Genomic DNA, 15,903 nt, shown 5'->3' with positions numbered 1-15,903 from the left:
AGACTCGTCGGCGCCTCGGGTATCAGCAAATCACGCAGGAGCGGCCTGTACTCCGACACCGCGTCTTCGATGAAATCTCGCAACCTCGTCGGTTCGTTTCGGAAGACTGTCGGGCTCGATGTGGGGCACACTGTCAGCTGCCTTTCCTCGAATCCGCTTCCGGCCATCGGAACGTCAAGGCTGACCCTGACACGGACATCCTGGACGGGCAGGACCGAGCTGGTGGACACCTGAGGTCGATCCAGACTGCGAACTTCGAAGCCTGTTCTTGCCGCCGGTCGTCTTCACGTTCGCGCCGAGCGCGCTCCCATCCTTCGAGCGCGATCCACACAGAACGATGGCCGCGGCGATGGAGCCCAGACCGCCGACCCACTGGCCGGCGGATGCCCACCAATCGGTTTCGCGGTTGTAGCCGGCACCGAAGACCACGAGCACCAGCAGGCTCATGATCGCGACGAAGACGGCCAGCATGCCGCCCGGTCCGAGTCTCATGCGAGAGGCATCGCGCGAGGCACTCCTGATGTTTCGCGGGGCCGGTCATGCGAATCTCTCAGAACCGAGCACGCGTTTGCCACCACACTGGCACCATGTCGATCATGCCGAACTGGGGAGGGGCCGGCGTCGGCCGCTACAAGACGCGATGCCCGCCGGGCGTCTGCCAAGTGGATCCGGTGCCAGGGACGTCGAAGCTCGAGGCTGAACTCTTCAACCAGCTGAACTACGTTCTGGGCGACGGCGTCCAGCATTGGAACTTCTTCGGCCGCAAGGTCGACATGATGTTCAACATCGACAGTCACGGCCTTATCGTCGAATACGACGGCGCATACTGGCATCGCGGACGCGAGCGCAGTGACCGGGAAAAGGCTGAACTGCTCTCCGAGTACCGCTTGACCGTGATCCGCGTCCGCGAAGACCCGTTACGTCCACTTCGACACGAAGACCTCTGGGTCCCCAAAGGAGCCGACGCGATCCTGTGTGCGCGGCTCGTCCTGCTGCACGCCATGCATCTGTTGAGGTGGCGCATGCCGCAACGAGCCGAGGGCTTCCTCATCGCAGCTGCCGCTCCCCTCGACCGGGAACAGGTTCCCTGCCGCTCGTGCTGGAGTCTCGCACGGCGCTACCGACGACGCGGTGACGCGGCGATTTGAAGAAGCTGCCTGTGGCCGATGGATCTACTCGGGCAGCCCCGTTGCCCTGTATGCAGAGCTGCGGCCAGCGAGCCGGACCGACTCACAACGGACGCAGCAGCAGTCTGGCCGCGCCCGTCACCGGGTCGTCGACGAGTGTCCCGCCGACGCCGAACACCTCGCGCAGCACCTGGGGCTCGAAGACATCTCGAGGCGGGCCCGACCGGTGAATCCGCCCCGCGTCCAGCACGAGCACCGTGTCCGCGTACTGCGCGGCAAGGTCGAGGGAATGCAGAGCCGCGAGCACGGTGACCCCCAGGGACGTGGCCAGTTCCAGCACGGCGATCTGATGCCGGGGATCCAGGTGGTTCGTCGGCTCGTCCAACACCAGCAGCCGTGGCCGTTGCGCGAGCGCACGTGCGAACAGGACCCGTTGCCGCTCGCCGCCCGACAGCGTCGCCAGTGACCGGTCAGCCAGGTGCCCGCAGCCGCAGCGCTCGAGGGCCTCGTCCACGATCTTCGCGTCCGCCGGCCCGAGCCGGGCGAACGGACCGTGATGCGGGTAGCGGCCGAGGGCGACAGCCTCCCGGACCGTGAAGTCGAAGCCGCCCGGCTGGTCCTGGCCGAGGACAGCGACCGCGCGTGCGACATCGCGTCGCGGTGCGCGCCACAGGTCGTCGTCGCCGAGGACCACCTGCCCGGCCGACGGTTTGAGCGCCCGGTACACGGTTTTGAGCAAAGTGGACTTCCCGCTGCCGTTCGGCCCGACCAGCGCGACGAACTCGCCTTCCGCGACGCTCACGTCGACATCCCGGACCGCCGGGACGTCCGTGTATCCGGCGCCGACACCGGCGAACGCGAGCTTCACGAGAGGCCCGCCGTCCCGGTCGCGCTGCGGCGCAGGACCAGGAGGAAGACCGGTACGCCGAACACCGCAGTGAGGATTCCGATCGGCGTCTCGGTCGGAGCCAGCACCACTCGTGCGGCGGTGTCCGCCCAGACCAGAATCAACGCGCCCAGCAACGCACCGACCGGGACGGCGCGGCGGTGGTCCGCGCCGACCAGGAGCCTGGTCAGGTTGGGCACCACCAGCCCGAGGAAACCGATACTGCCGGCGACCGCGACCGCGGTGCCGGTCAGCAGCGTCACCAGCACCAGCAGCACGAGGCGCAGCCGTGACGAATTCAAGCCCAGCGCGGCCGCGCCGTCATCCCCGAGAACCAGCAGGTTCAAGCGGCTCGAGACAGCGGCGGCGGCGACGATCAGGAGACCGATCGCCACCGCGCCGACGGTACCCAACGCCCACTGCGTCCCGGCCAGGCTGCCGAGGAGCCAGAACAAGACTTGCTGCTGGGCGTTGGAGTTGCGCGTGGTGAGCAGCAGGAACGAGACCACGCCGGACAGCAGCTGCGCCAGTGCGATCCCGGTCATGACCAGGCGTGCCGGTGGGGTCCGCGTGCCGGCGCGCGCCAAAGCGAAGACGACCGCGGCGGCGGCGAGGGCTCCCAGGAACGCGGCCGCCGGCACGGTGAGCAGACCGAGCACCGCCGACCCGGCGGTAGTCAGGACGAGTACCGCCCCGACCGCGGCACCGGACGACAACCCGAGCACGTACGGATCGCCCAGGGGGTTGCCGGTCATGGCCTGCGTCAGCAGCCCGGCCACTGCCAGGCCCGCACCGACGAAGGCGCCCTGCAGAACGCGAGGGACCCGCAGTTCCCAAACGATGAAGTCGTAGCGTCCGGCCGCCCCGGAGCCGCCGAGGTGCCGGGTCAGCGCGTCGACGACGTCGCCGACCGGCACCGACACCGGGCCGATTCCGATCGCGACCGTCATGGACAGGACCAGCGCGGCAGCGAGGACGACACCGAGCGCGGGCAGGGGCACGCGGCGCAACAAGGGCGGGCGGTCGCGCGCCGCTACCCGTACGGTCATGCCGCGGGCCGCTTCAGCAGATCGGTCACCGAGCGGACCGCTTGTCCGTTGAGGACGCTCGGCGTCAGCGCGATGCTCTGCGGGAGGACAGCGATGCGGTTCTCCCGGACGGCAGTCGTCCCGGCCAGGAGCGGGCTCGCCCGAACACCCGCGAGCAGATCCGCGTCGGACGTCTTGGCGAAACCGGACAGAACGACGATCGCCCGCGGATCGCGCTCGGCGATCGACTCGGCGCTAAGCCCTGCGAACGCGGCGGCGATGTCCTCGGCGAGGTTCCGGCCACCGGCTTGGGCCACGACACCGTTGATGAGCGTGCCGCCACCCCGCGTCGATACGGGAGTTCCCGGAGCCGGAACCCCGGTCAGTACCAGGATGGGCACCGGATCTCCGCCGGTAGCGGGGTTTCCGGCCTCCGCCCGGATGCGGTCGGCCAGCTTCGCGCCGGCGTCCGGTACGCCGAGTGCGGTCGCCGCGTCGGTGACGAATTTTGTGGTCTGGCCGATGTCCCGGACCGGGGAGGGCTGCGTCTGGCAGGCAGCGAGCGCCTTGACCCCTGCTTTTTCGAGCACCTCGACCGTCGGGGTGCCGTCGAACCCGCCGAAGCTGAGGTTTGAAGTGCCGACCACGACGTCCGGACGAGCGTCGAGCACCTTTTCCGTGCTTCCCCGGTTAGGGTCGAGGACCGGGATGCTGTCGAGTTTCGCGCGCTGTTCCCCGGAGAACGGAAGGAAGTAGTCGGTCGCGGCCGTGCCGACGATGCGGTCGCCGAGCCCGAGCTCGACCAGGATCGCCGCCGCACCGCCGTCCATCGTGACGATCCGTTGTGGTGGCGCCGACAGCACCGGTAACGGCGGACACCCCGGAGTCGGCCGTCCGCCCTGCCCGGAGCCGGCGCGCGACGATGTCGCGGTGGCCGGTGCATCGGCCGCCGGAGCCGCGCTGCAGCCGGCGGCCAACAGGCACGCGCCCACCATGGCCAGGACGATCGGGGGACGGGGATCAGGCACGGTGGTCACCTCTCGACTTCTGCTCGTCAGCAGTAGTCGGGGCGACCGGCTCGGAAGTTCCCGCGGGCCGGAACCGTTCGTACTCCAGGACTTCCGCGGCCCGATCGGCGGCTTCGCGGCCCGCGATCCGCTCCACCAGCCACAGGCCGAGGTCGATGCCGCTGGTGATGCCGCCGGCACTGATCACGTCGCCGGCGTCGACGACACGCTCGGCGACGACGTTCGCTCCCATTCCGCGCAGGCGCTCCATCGAGGCGTGGTGGGTCGATACCGGCCGGGTTCCGAGGACACCGGCCCCGGCGAGCAGGAGCGCGCCGGTGCACACCGACACGAGGGTGGTTCCCGACTCCATGGCCGTCACGAGCGGTTCGTACCAGTCACCGCTGCTCAGCTGGGCCCCCACACCGCTCGAGCCACCCGCGCCGCCACCGGGTACGACCAGGTAGTCGGCACCAGGACGATATTCGCCGCCGGGCATGATCCGGACACCGTGGTTGGTGACGACAAACTCCTGCGCGGCGAGCGTAACGATGCTGATCTCGAGCGGAGCGCCTCGCTTGCGGGCGATCCCCAGGGCTTCCAGCGGGCCGAACACGTCGAGGTCGTCACAGCCGTCGAAGAGGACGACGTCCACCCGAATGGGGCGTGGGGATGTGGTCATGGTTTCCGATGGTGCCGGGCCGGGCCCTGGCCGGACACCGTCGGCACGGCCGGCTTTCCCCGGGATCGGGCCAACCTGTCCGGCGTCACGGTTAACCCTGCCCCTGAGGATCCAGGATGTCCAACATCCGGTTCCCGTTTGCGGGAACTCCATCGCGGTTCCATCCGACCAGTGTGCGGAAGGGCCGAGATCCGAGGAGGTCAGCGATGCGGAGCCGTTCCGCGCGGCGTTGGGGTGTCGCTGCCGGCGGTGCGGCGGTCGCCCTCGTGGTCATGATCGTCGCCCTGACGCCGGACGTCCACCGCCTCCTCGGCGACAGCGAACCGGGGTGGTGGACCGACGTCGGTGCGTCCGTGTTCCGGCTGCTGGCCGACGTCGCGGCAGCGGTGACGGCCGGTGGCGCGCTGTTCGCCGCCTTCGTGGTACCTGGCCCGGCGTCCGGGATCGTCTCGCCAGCCGCCTATGCCGCACTGCGTCCGGTCCGGTACGCGGCGGCGACCTGGGTCGTGGCTGCCGCCGCGATGGTGTTCTTCTCCGCCGCGCAGGCTTCGGGGCGGCCGGTGACCGACGCGTTCGATCCCGCTCTGCTCCCCGACCTCGTCGGACCGGCCGAAGAACCGAAGGCGTGGCTCGTCACGCTGGTCCTGGCCGCGATCGCCGTGGTCACCGCCCGGATCCTGGTGACCTGGCGCCCGGCCGCGCTGATAGCCCTGCTCGGCGTCGCGGCGCTGCTGCCGCCGGTCGTCGTCGGGCATGCGGAAGTCGGCGCCTGGCACGACGTGGTGACCAACAGCATCGTCTGGCACGTCGCGGCGGCGTCATTGTGGACGGGCTCGGTCGTCGCGCTGGTGCTCTGGGCCCGCCGCGGCGGGCGCGACGAGCTGGTGCTGCGCCGGCAGCGGCGGCTCGTCCTGGTCTGCGCGGTCGTGACTGTCCTTTCCGGTGGCATCAGCGGATACGTGCTGACCGGTCCGGACGGCTTCGCCAGCGGCTACGGGATCCTCGTGCTCGCGAAGCTCGCCGTCGCCGCCGTTGTGCTGACGGTCGCGTACTGGGCTCGTCGCCGTTGGGGGGCGACGTCGGTCGTCCGAATCGCGGGTATCGAGCTGACGCTCCTCGCTGTCACCATGGCCCTCGCGGCCGGCCTGGCCCGCGTACCGCCGCCGACCTTCTTCTCCAGGCCCCCCTCCGCGCAGAACACCATCCTCGGATACGAACTGCCGACACCACCGGAGCTGAGCCGGCTCCTGCTCGACTGGCGACCTGACCTGATCTTCGCCGTCATCGCGGTCCTCGCCGTCGCCGCCTACCTGGCCGGTGTCTGGCGCTTGCGCCACCGCGGCGACACGTGGCCCGCCGGCCGGGTGCTGACCTGGACGTCCGGCTGGTTGCTGGTCCTGGCCTCGACGTCATCCGGCCTGGCAGTCCACGCTCCTGGCTCGTTCAGCCTGCACATGATCGTCCACATGCTGCTGAACATGCTCGCGCCGGCCCTGCTCGCGATCTCGGGTCCGGTGACGCTCGCCCTCCGCGCACTGCCGGCGACCGGCCGCGACGCCCCGGCGGGTGCCCGTGCGTGGGTCGTCGCGGTCCTCCACGCCCCAGTCACCCGGTTCTTCGCGCATCCGCTGGTCGCGTTCCCGGTGTTCATCGGCTCGTACTACCTGCTCTACTTCACGGGCCTGTTCCCCGCGGTGATGCAGTACCACTGGGCCCACCAGCTGATGAACATCCACTTCGTCGTCACCGGCTACCTGTACTATTGGGTCGTGGTCGGCATCGACCCCGCGCCGCGGCCACTGCCGCACGCGGCGAAGCTCGGCATGCTGCTCGCCGCGTCGCCGTTCCACATGTACTTCGCCGTTCTGGTCCTCAACCGGGATTCACTGATCGGAGAGCGGTTCTACCGCTACCTGGATCTGACCTGGCAGACCGACGCGCTCGGGGACCAGCGGCTCGGAGGCGGGATCGCCTGGGGCGGCGGGGAGCTGCCGCTGCTGGTCACGGTAGTGGTCCTGCTGGTGCAGTGGAGCCGCCACGACGATCGTCTCGCGCGCCGTCGGGGACGGACCGCCCTGGACGACGACCATGACGCCCTGCTGGACGCGCTCGCCCGTCGAGTGGCCCGCTGACCTCCTCGAGAAAGCTCCCGCGATGAAGACGAGTACGGCACCCCTGCGACAGCGGACTGACCTGGTGATCGGCGGCATGACGTGCGCCGCATGCGCCGTCCGGGTCGAGCGGGCTCTCAACCGGATCGACGGGGTCGAGGCCACGGTCAACTACGCGACCGAAAAGGCGACCGTCCTCCGGCCGCCGAACGTCAGCCGCGAGGCGCTTGCGTCCGCGGTCGGCGCCGCCGGCTATTCCGTCGAAGCAGACGAGGTCGAGTTCGACGACGACCGCCACGGGACCCGTGCGCGGAATCTGCGGCGGCGGATGACCGTCGCCGCCGTGCTGACGTTCCCCCTGTGCGACCTCTCGATCACGCTGGAGCTGGTGCCGCGGTTCCAGTTCCCGGGCTGGCAGGTGCTGTGCCTCCTCCTGGCGGTTCCGGTGGTTTTCTGGTGTGCCGCGCCGTTCCACCGCGCCACGCTGCGCAACCTCCGGCACGGCTCGTCCAGCATGGACACCCTCGTCTCCCTCGGCGTACTGGCTGCCTTCGGCTGGTCCGCGTGGGCAATCATCACCGGCGGCGCGGACACGCTCTACTTCGACGTCGCCGCCGGTGTGACGACCTTTATCCTCGCGGGCCGGTACTTCGAAGCCCGCGCAAAGGGGGGTGCAGCCAGCCTGCTCACAGCGCTGGAGGCGCTCACTGCAAAGCAGGTGCGAGTCGTGCGGGGGGACGCCGAAGTACTGCTGGACGTCGAAGATCTGCGCCGCGGAGATCTGTTCGTGGTGAAGCCGGGTGAGCGGCTCGCCGCGGATGGCGTGGTGGTCGACGGCCGGTCAGCGGTCGACACGAGCGCCATGACCGGTGAGCCGCTCCCTGTCGAGGCGAGCGTCGGTGACCGGGTCGTGGGCGGCACGACAGCATTGGACGGACGGCTCCTGATCTCGGCCACCCATGTGGGTGCGGCGACTCAGGTGTCTCGGATGGCCGCCCTGGCGGAGCGGGCTCAGGCCGACAAGGCGAACGTACAGCGCCTGGTCGACCGGGTGTGCGCGGTGTTCGTGCCGCTGGTTCTCGCCGCCGCTCTCCTGACGATGGCGGGTTGGGTCGTCCTCGGTTCCGAGCTTGGCACGGGGTTCGCTGCAGCGGTGTCGGTCCTCATCGTCGCGTGCCCTTGCGCGCTCGGCTTGGCGACACCCACGGCGCTGATGGCGGGCATCGGCCGTGGGGCCCAGCTGGGGATCTTGGTCAAGGAGATCGGCGCGTTGGAAGCGAGCCGCGCGATCGACACGGTCGTTCTCGACAAGACCGGGACCTTGACTTCCGGTCGCATGACCGTCACCGGAGTGCGCACGATCGCCGGTACATCGCGTGAGGAGGTGCTTAGGCTCGCCGCGGCAGTAGAGTCGGGCTCCGAGCACCCAGTCGCCGCAGCCATCGTGGCCGCAGCCGGCGAACGGCTCCCCGACTCGACCGAGTTCCGTGCGCTGCCGGGCCTTGGCGTGTACGCGGTCGTGGCCGGATCGACCGTGACGGTTGGCCGTGCTGCTCTGCTCGACGGTCTCACCATTCCACGAGAACTGGTCCACGCCGCCACGGACACTGCCGTCTTCGTCGTGCGTGGCCAGGAAGTCCTCGGTGCCGTCGAGCTCACCGACGAACTTCGGGGCTCCGCCCATGCGGGCGTAGAAGAGCTCCACCGGCTGGGACTGCGGACGGTGCTGCTGACCGGCGACCACGAACGCGCAGCGCGAGCGGTAGCGGAACTTCTCAGTATCAACGACGTCCGCGCCGGCGTGCTGCCCGCGGACAAGGCGAAGATCGTCCGCGAGCTGCGGGATGCCGGCCACTGTGTGGCCATGGTCGGCGACGGGATCAACGACTCGGCCGCCCTGGCGTCGGCCGACCTCGGCATCGCGCTTGCCGACGGCACGGATCTCGCGCTGAAGGCGGCTGACGTCATCCTGGTCCGGGAGGATCTGCGCGCCGTGGCCGATGCCGTCCGGCTGGCCCGGCGCACCCTCGCGACCATCCGCGGGAATCTGGTGTGGGCCTTCGCCTACAACGTCATCGCGCTTCCCCTGGCCGCTATCGGATTGCTCAACCCCCTCATCGCGGGAGCGGCGATGTCCCTGTCATCGGTACTCGTGGTGGGGAACAGCATGCGGCTCCATTCGTTCCGTCCAGGTGAGGATCAAGTTGCCCAAGAAGTGAGTCAAGCAATGGACCAGACAACTAGGTGATCTTGACGTTACCGTTCTGGCACCGAAGCCTCAGCCATCGCCCTCGCTTCGACCCCCGCGTCCGCCGTGAGCGGGGCGCTCGTCCTCTGCGTCGACGCCAACTACGGCAAATGCGGGGTTCTCGTCGTCGCTGACGGCCATATTCCGGTTCCCGAGCTGCGGAACATCCACACCGGAACCGTGTCCAGTTTCGCGGACGACATCTCCTCGCTGCACAATCAGACCGACACCGGCATCTGCCTCTACACCAACAGCAACTACTGGGGGAACTTCCTCTGGGTGGCCAAGGGCGTCAAACTCGCCCAGCTGGCTTCGCCGTTCCAGGACTCACTTTCCTCCGTGCGCTTCGGCTCCAGCGCTTGCTGATCATCTTCCCCACTCGCCGGAACCGGCGCGCAGGACACCCCACCGCCGGTTCCGACACAGCAGGTGACCGGAAATGCCGAGAACCAAGCCATACCCGCAAAGCAGCGAAGGCTGGCGTTTTCGGCCACAACGTTCTTCTTGACACGTCCACAGTGGATTGTCACCGGTACCGACCTCGCAGCTCGCCCGCGACCGGCTTCTCGGTCGACGCACCGGGAAGCACGGCAGCGAAGTCGAACTTCCACGGAAGCCTGAACCGGCTGACCAGGCCCGCGGACGATCCCCGCCGCGGTTCGACGATGACGGGCGCCGCCGGGTACAGAACCTCGGTGTCCTCGTTCTCTTCCAGGTGGATGTCCGTGCCGCCCGGGGTGACGAGTTCGCTGCGGCCGACGAGGAACAAGTAACCATCTTCGTCCAGGTAGCCGAGGTCCCCACCCGTAGCCCAGGTCGGGCACCACGGGTGCCGACTCTGCTGCGTCTTGCCCTTGTCGTTCCGATAGCTGAACGGCGTGTCGTCGAAATACACGAGGCCGACCTGCCCTGGCGGCAATTCGGTGCCGTCGTCACGGCAGACGTGCACTGCCCCGTCCCAGGAACGCCCGACCGAGCCACGTTTGAGGTTCCACTCGAAGCTGTTGATGCAAGTGATCCCGATGCACTCGGTCGAGGAGTAGTGCTCGTGGACGATCGGGCCCCACCAGTCGATCATCGCCTGCTTGACAGCCACCGGACACGGTGCTCCCGCGTGGATCGCCATCTCCAGGCTCGAGAGGTCGTACTTGTACCGAACCGGTTCGGACAGCTGCAACAACCGGGCGAACATCTCCGGCACCCACTGGCCGTGGGTCACCCGGTAGCGGTCGATGATCGCCAGGGCCGTCTCAGCGTCGAACCGTTTCATCAGCACGACGGTGCCACCCCGCGAATGAACGTACTCACAGAAGCGCAGCGGGGCAGCAGCGTGGATCGGCCCAGGTGACAAATAGACCGTGTCCGAGTCGAAGTCGTAAAGCAGGCTCAGTTCACGACCGATCGGGTCGTCTCCTTCGTCGACTTGGACATCCGGCAATGAAGTCACCACCCCCTTCGGACGACCGGTCCTTCCCGACGAGTACGGCAAGGCACGCCCCCGCGGCTGCGACGGCAGGGATCGGTCCGACGCGGACTCAAGCGCCTCGTCGTAGGAGTCGTGCCCGAGGACCGGACCGCCCAGCGCCAGCCGGACCCGCACACGCGGGGTCTTCGAGATGACCCGGAGGGCGAGTTCCCCGAACTCCGCGGCGACGACCAGGGCCTGCGCTCCGCAGTCGTCGACAACATAGGCGGCCTCGTCGTAACCCGAGTGGCAGTTGACGGCCGTGACGTACAAGCCAGAACGCAGCGCCGCCCAGTAGATTTCGAAGGACCGCGGGTCGTTCCCGACGAGCATGGCGATGTGGTCGCCTCGCCGGAGTCCCGTTTCCCCGAAGAACACCGCCAGCCGCAACGAGTTTCGGTCCAGCTGCTCGTAGGTGATCCGTTCGCCGGTGTCGGCCAGGACTACGGCGGGCTTGTCCGGAAAGGATTCGGCGTGGATTCCCGGGTACATGTCTCTCCTGTCGGCGATCGCGTCTTCCAAGGAGACGATCGCACTTCCGTCACAGGATTTACCTGCGTCCGGGTACCAACTCACCGCGTGACGGCTGCACTCCAGACGCGAAGCCCCGTTTCGGCCGGACATCCTGACCCACTGGAAGAGTGATCGGCTCTCGACCACTGGACCAGCGAAACCGGCTCAATCCGTCTCGGGTTCTTGGTACACAACGGATTCACACTGACCTGTCCGGACAGGCGGTGGGACATTCCTTGACCGGCGGTTGATCTCGTCGACACACTCGCGCCGACCACCCCGGCGGACGACGGAGGCACACGGTGGGTTCACGCTGGTTGAAACGATCGCTCGTTCCGGTGCTCATGGCGCCACTGTTCGCGCTACCGGCCGGCACCGTGGACGCGGAACCCGCAGGCACTCCCCGGCCGATCTACCTCGACACGCGCTACTCCTTCGAGGAACGGGCCGCCGACCTCGTGTCACGGATGACTTTGCCCGAGAAGGCCGCGCAGCTCGAGACGACCGCGCCGGGCATCCCGAGGCTGGGCGTCCAGGAGTACAACTACTGGAGCGAGGGCCAGCACGGCGTCAACTCCCTTCACGACGACCTCAACCACGGGAGCCAGCCGGACGGGCCGCCGATCGCGACGAGCTTCCCGACAAACCTCGCGTCCACGATGTCCTGGGACCCGGGCCTGATCTACGAGGAGACAACCGCGATCTCAGACGAGGCCCGCGGATTCCTCGACAAGTCACTGTTCGGCGTGGCTCAGAACAACCTGGGTGATTCGCGGGACAACTACGGCCACCTTACCTACTGGGCACCGACGATCAACCTCGACCGCGATCCCCGGTGGGGCCGCACCGACGAGGCCTTCGGCGAAGATCCGCACCTCGTGTCGGTCATGGCGAACGCCTACGTCAACGGCTACCAGGGCCAGACCATGCAGGGCGCACCCCAGACGCCGTACCTCAAGGTCGCCGCGACCGCCAAGCACTACGCGCTCAACAACATCGAACACGACCGGACCGGGATCAGCTCCGACGTCGGAGACGCCGCGCTGCGCGACTACTACACGGCCCAGTTCCGCAACGTCATCCGCGACTCCCACGTCGCCGGCCTGATGACGTCGTACAACGCGATCAACGGCACCCCGTCGGTCGCCGACACCTACACCACGAACCAGCTCGCCCAGCGGACGTACGGGTTCGGCGGGTACATCACGTCCGACTGCGGCGCGATCGGCACCACATACAAGACGTTCCCGCAGGGCCACGACTGGGCGCCGCCCGGCTGGGCCAGCGACGGCAAGGGTGAGGCCGGCACCTGGACGAACACCGCTACGGGCGCCAAGGTCCCGGCCGCAGCCGGCGGCCTCGCGTACGCCCTTCGGGCGGGAACCGGGCTGGACTGCGGAGGTCTGGAAAACACCGTCACCAACATCCAGGCAGCGATCGACGCGGGCATCCTCAGCGTCGACGTGATCGACACCGCGTTGATCCGCGCCTTCACGATCCGGATGCGCACCGGCGAGTTCGACGGCCAGAGCGCGCGCAACCCGTACACGAAGATCACCAAGGCCGCCATCGAGAGCCCGGCCCACCAGCAGCTCGCTCGCCGCGTTGCGGACAACTCGCTGGTCCTGCTGAAGAACGACAAGCCGGCGAACGGCGGCGCTCCCCTGCTGCCCGTGCGTCCGCAGTCGCTGCGCAAGGTCGTGATCGTCGGTGACCTCGCCGGAAAGGTCACCTTGGGCGGCTACTCCGGCAACCCCTCCCAGCAGATCAGTGCAGTCACCGGCATCACGGAGCAGGTCAAGCAAGCCAACCCGGGGGCCGAGGTCCTGTTCGACGCTGCCGGCACTTCGACGACTGCCACGACGTCCGCCGTGCTGAGCGACAAGACGAAGGCCGACATCCGCGGCGCCGACCTCGTCGTCGCGTTCACCGGCACCGACACGACGATCTCCGCCGAGGACACCGACCGGCCCGGCATCGCCCTGCCCGGCAACTACGGCTCGCTGCTCGACCAAGTCGCCGACGTCGGCAACCCCCGGACCGCCCTGGTGATCCAGGCCGCTGGGCCGGTCGCCATAGCTGACCGCCAGGCACGGTTCCCTTCCATCCTCTTCAGCGGGTACAACGGCCAGAGCCAGGGCGCCGCGCTCGCGGACGTCCTCTTCGGTGCGCAGAACCCGGACGGGCACCTGAACTTCACCTGGTACGCCGACGACACCCAGCTGCCCGCGATGTCGAACTACGGGCTGACGCCCGCCGAGACCGACGGCCTCGGGCGGACCTACCAGTACGCGACGACCACCCCGACCTACCCGTTCGGCCACGGCCTCAGCTACTCGTCCTTCGGCTACTCGGACGTCCGGGCCGACACCGACCACGTCTCGGCGGACGGCCAGGTCGCCGTCTCGATGACCATAACGAACACGAGCAAGGTGGCGGGGTCCACCGTGGCACAGCTCTACGCGGCCGCGTCGTTCTCCGTGCCCGGGGTCGAGCTACCGAAGGAGCGCCTGGCCGCATTCGGCAAGACGGGCGTGCTGAAGCCGGGCGCGTCCCAGCGCATCACCCTGCACTTCAAGATTGCGGACCTGGCGTTCTGGGATGCCAAGGCGATGCGTTCGAAAGTCCTACCCGGACGCTACGAGCTGCGGGTGGCAAGCGACTCGGCCCACGTCGTCGCAACCCGCTCGGTCGCCGTCTCCGGCACGATCACGCCACGGGTCACCACGGTGACCGTCCAGCCCGAGGCCACCCGGTACACGGTGGGCCAGAGCGTCGACCTGACCGGGCGCAACCGCTGGATCGCCGACGACACCATCGCCGAGCGCGAGCACCGTGACCTGTCCGTCCAGGCCGACCACGTCGTCGAGGCCGTCAACAACGACGGATCCTTCGCCGACCTGCGCAGAGCCGACATCCGCTATCGCAGCAGCGACGAACGAGTCGCCCGGGTTTCCCGCGCCGGCGTCGTCACTGCAGTCGGCACCGGCGTCGCGACCATCTCGGCGACGGTCGGCGGGGTCACCGGCAGCGCCCCGTTCGTGGTCGGGCACACGTTGACAGTCACGGCCCCGCAGGTCGTCGGCACGGCCGTGCCGGTCGACGTCACCACGACGTTCAGCAACCCAGGAGGCCAGACCGTCCGCGACGTCACGATGGCGCTCACCGTGCCGCCCGGCTGGACCGCAACGCCACGGACGTCACCGGAGTTCGGGCAGGTGCCCGGCCGAAGCACCGTGAAGACGACCTGGTCCGTGCAGGCTCCCGCAGGTGCGGCAGGCGGCGACATGACGCTGACGGCGGACGCCACGGCCGGTGGTGTGCACGACAGCACGGCCAGCACGAGCACGGCCGTGGCCTACTCTCGGCTGGCCGCGGCCGCCGACAACACCGGAACCAGCCCAGACGCCTCCCACGGCCAGGGCAACTTCGACGGCAATGGGACGAGCTTCTCCGTCGACGCGCTCGCGGCCGCGGGGATCACCCCCAGTGGGACGGTCACGCACGACGGCTTCGCCTTCACGTGGCCGGACGGTGGGCCGGACAACGTCGCCGCGGGTGGGCAGACCATCGCCTACGCGGCGGGCGGGACCGAGCTCGGCTTCGTCGGCGCCTCAACGTACGGAACGCAGTCGGGAACCGTCACGCTGACCTACACGGACGGCTCGACCGAGCGGCAAACCCTCGCGCTCGCCGACTGGTACGGAGCGACGCCGGCACCCGGAAGCGACGTCTTGGGGACCATGCCGTACGTGAACACCAGCAGCGGCACCAACCAAGGCGACTTCAGCCTCTACTTCGCGTCCGTGCCTCTGAACCCGGGCAAGACCTTGGCGTACGTCACCCTTCCGGACGTCAGCCACGGCACCTCCGGCGGTCGGCCGTCGATGCACGTCTTCGCGATGGCGGCCAAGAACGAGTCGCTCGGCGTCACCGCCCCCGCGATCGCGAATCCCGGCGGAACCGTCACCGCGACAACCACGTACACGAACACGAGCGCGAACGCAGTGCACGGACTCACCCTCGGCCTCACCGCCACGACCGGCTGGACCGCCACGGCCACGTCTCCGGCGAGCTTCTCGGACGTCGCACCAGGCCTGTCGGTCCGCACGGCCTGGCAGATCCAGATTCCGTCGACTGCCACCCCAGGTCCGACTCACCTGGTCGCCGGCGCCACGAGGACCGGAGGGCCGCAGGCTCCCCCGGCGCTCGCCCAGGTCGCCGTTCCGTACCCGTCCTTGGCCGCGGCGTTCGGCAACCGCGGAGTCAGCGCCGACGCCACACCGGATGACGCGGACTTAGACGGCGGCGGAGCGAGCTTCTCGGCCGAAGCGCTCGCCCAGGTGGGCATCGTGCCGGGTCGCACCATCGAACACGACGGCGCGACCTTCACCTGGCCCGCGACGAAGTCCGGCCAGGCGGACAATGTGGTCCCCGGCGGTCAGACGTTCCGGCTCTCCGGCACGACGGCCAAGCTCGGCCTTGTCGGCTCCGGGACGTACGGCACGATCGCCGGCACCGGTCGGGTGACGTACACGGACGGCACAGTCCAGCCGTTCACGCTGTCGTTCGCCGACTGGTACGGCGTCACCCCTCAGGCCGGCGGCGACGTCGTCGCCTCCGCGCCGTACATCCACCGACCGCTGAACTCGCAACCCGGGTTCAGCGTGTACTACAGCCCGGTCGACCTCCTACCGGGCAAAACACCCGAGTACGTGACCTTGCCCGACCTCGGCGACCGTGCCCAGCCTTACCGGGCGACCGGGCACGTCTTCGCGATCACCGGCTCGTAGGCGCAGGCGGCCCGGCTCGGCCGACATCCGGCCGAGCCGGGCC

The 15,903-nt window shown here is 68.8% G+C and carries 11 protein-coding genes; 5 read left to right on the top strand and 6 right to left on the bottom strand.

Features of this window, described 5'->3' with window-relative positions; translation table 11 throughout:
• Positions 1 to 174 precede the first annotated feature (174 nt).
• Complete coding sequence (locus AB0C38_RS10370) at positions 175 to 471, bottom strand: hypothetical protein (protein WP_360669697.1); 297 nt, start codon at positions 469 to 471, stop codon at positions 175 to 177.
• A gap of 116 nt (positions 472 to 587) precedes the next feature.
• Here AB0C38_RS10370 and AB0C38_RS10365 point away from each other — a divergent pair, with 116 nt between their 5' ends.
• Positions 588 to 1,148 carry a hypothetical protein gene (locus AB0C38_RS10365; protein WP_360669694.1) on the top strand — a complete coding sequence of 187 codons (561 nt, stop codon included), beginning with the start codon at positions 588 to 590 and terminating at the stop codon, positions 1,146 to 1,148.
• Positions 1,149 to 1,230: 82 nt separating this feature from the next.
• Here AB0C38_RS10365 and AB0C38_RS10360 read toward each other — a convergent pair whose 3' ends face one another.
• From AB0C38_RS10360 to AB0C38_RS10345, 4 genes are read right to left on the bottom strand one after another with little or no spacing between them, the layout of a single operon-like run.
• On the bottom strand, positions 1,231 to 1,995 hold the full coding sequence (locus AB0C38_RS10360; protein ID WP_360669691.1) for an ABC transporter ATP-binding protein: 765 nt from the start codon (positions 1,993 to 1,995) through the stop codon (positions 1,231 to 1,233).
• Positions 1,992 to 3,062 (bottom strand): iron ABC transporter permease, encoded by a 1,071-nt coding sequence (locus AB0C38_RS10355; protein WP_360669688.1) that lies wholly within the window; start codon positions 3,060 to 3,062, stop codon positions 1,992 to 1,994. Before AB0C38_RS10355 ends, AB0C38_RS10360 begins: the two co-directional genes overlap by 4 nt.
• Positions 3,059 to 4,069: an ABC transporter substrate-binding protein gene (locus AB0C38_RS10350; protein ID WP_360669685.1), complete on the bottom strand. Its 1,011-nt coding sequence runs from the start codon at positions 4,067 to 4,069 to the stop codon at positions 3,059 to 3,061. The genes AB0C38_RS10355 and AB0C38_RS10350 overlap by 4 nt, the downstream gene beginning before the upstream one ends.
• The gene (locus AB0C38_RS10345; RefSeq protein ID WP_360669682.1) at positions 4,062 to 4,730 is read right to left on the bottom strand and encodes a DJ-1/PfpI family protein; all 669 of its coding nucleotides are present in this window, start codon (positions 4,728 to 4,730) and stop codon (positions 4,062 to 4,064) included. The genes AB0C38_RS10350 and AB0C38_RS10345 overlap by 8 nt, the downstream gene beginning before the upstream one ends.
• A 206-nt stretch (positions 4,731 to 4,936) precedes the next feature.
• Here AB0C38_RS10345 and AB0C38_RS10340 point away from each other — a divergent pair, with 206 nt between their 5' ends.
• The 3 genes from AB0C38_RS10340 to AB0C38_RS10330 all read left to right on the top strand — a co-directional run bounded on the left by AB0C38_RS10340 (position 4,937) and on the right by AB0C38_RS10330 (position 9,455).
• Positions 4,937 to 6,862, top strand: coding sequence for a cytochrome c oxidase assembly protein (locus AB0C38_RS10340; protein ID WP_360669679.1), 1,926 nt, complete (start codon positions 4,937 to 4,939; stop codon positions 6,860 to 6,862).
• 22 nt (positions 6,863 to 6,884) lie between these two features.
• Positions 6,885 to 9,089, top strand: a complete 2,205-nt coding sequence (locus AB0C38_RS10335; RefSeq protein WP_360669676.1) for a heavy metal translocating P-type ATPase — start codon at positions 6,885 to 6,887, stop codon at positions 9,087 to 9,089.
• Between the two features lie 66 nt (positions 9,090 to 9,155).
• Entirely contained in the window at positions 9,156 to 9,455 is a 300-nt protein-coding gene (locus AB0C38_RS10330; RefSeq protein ID WP_360669673.1) for a hypothetical protein, read from the top strand.
• 160 nt (positions 9,456 to 9,615) lie between these two features.
• Here AB0C38_RS10330 and AB0C38_RS10325 read toward each other — a convergent pair whose 3' ends face one another.
• Positions 9,616 to 11,046, bottom strand: coding sequence for an AMP-binding protein (locus AB0C38_RS10325; RefSeq protein WP_360669670.1), 1,431 nt, complete (start codon positions 11,044 to 11,046; stop codon positions 9,616 to 9,618).
• A gap of 365 nt (positions 11,047 to 11,411) precedes the next feature.
• On the opposite strand from AB0C38_RS10325, the gene AB0C38_RS10320 reads away from it, so the two are divergent.
• Positions 11,412 to 15,860, top strand: coding sequence for a glycoside hydrolase family 3 C-terminal domain-containing protein (locus AB0C38_RS10320; protein ID WP_360669667.1), 4,449 nt, complete (start codon positions 11,412 to 11,414; stop codon positions 15,858 to 15,860).
• Positions 15,861 to 15,903 lie beyond the last annotated feature (43 nt).

It is taken from the genome of Amycolatopsis sp. NPDC048633 (genome assembly GCF_040650695.1).
Taxonomy (GTDB): domain Bacteria; phylum Actinomycetota; class Actinomycetes; order Mycobacteriales; family Pseudonocardiaceae; genus Amycolatopsis.
Note: the sequence above shows the minus strand (reverse complement) of the source record. Positions and strands in the feature narration are given on the sequence as shown.